Below are 558 nucleotides of genomic sequence, written 5' to 3'. Positions count from 1 at the left end.
ATTGGTGCATGGGTCACAAGGGGAACGGCTTTCTGTCTTTGAAGCAGACGCTATACCTTTGCTGCTTTGCAGCGGCCGGAATTCGGGCGAGCGCATGCCAGCATGCGATTGAGGGCGGCGCAGCCGATGGCGACCTCGGTCTGTTGCGCGCCGAATGAGCGTGCCCGTAGTCGGTGTCCGATGATCGATTTGTATCGGCCGATGGCGGTCTCGACCAGCGAGCGCTTGCCATAGCCGGTCGTTGCTTGCCATTTCATCCGACCGTGCGCCCTGATCGCTTCGATGTGTTGGTCTCGCTGACTGGCGATCCCCGTTTGCGAGCTGTCGATCGCGTTTGATCGAGGTGGAATGACGACGACAGCATCGGCGCTATGCCGACCGACGGCATCATAGGCCGGTTCACCATCATAGGCGCCGTCGGCCGTAAACTGGCTAATCGGTCGATCGATCTCATTGAGCAGCGGTTCGACCTGTGAGGGCGTCGCCCGCATTCTGATCGGTCATGTTTTGAGCGATGATTTCGCCAGTGTCGGCGTCCAGCGCAAGGTGCAATTTGCG

The 558-nt window shown here is 59.7% G+C and carries 1 pseudogene; it reads right to left on the bottom strand.

Annotated features, from left to right (window positions below):
• Nucleotides 1-50 precede the first annotated feature (50 nt).
• Nucleotides 51-558: pseudogene (locus AC1RO0_RS31925) on the bottom strand (IS5 family transposase); the annotation flags it as partial.

The organism is Rhizobium sp. GW821-FHT14E12, from assembly GCF_058803745.1.
Note: the sequence above shows the minus strand (reverse complement) of the source record. Positions and strands in the feature narration are given on the sequence as shown.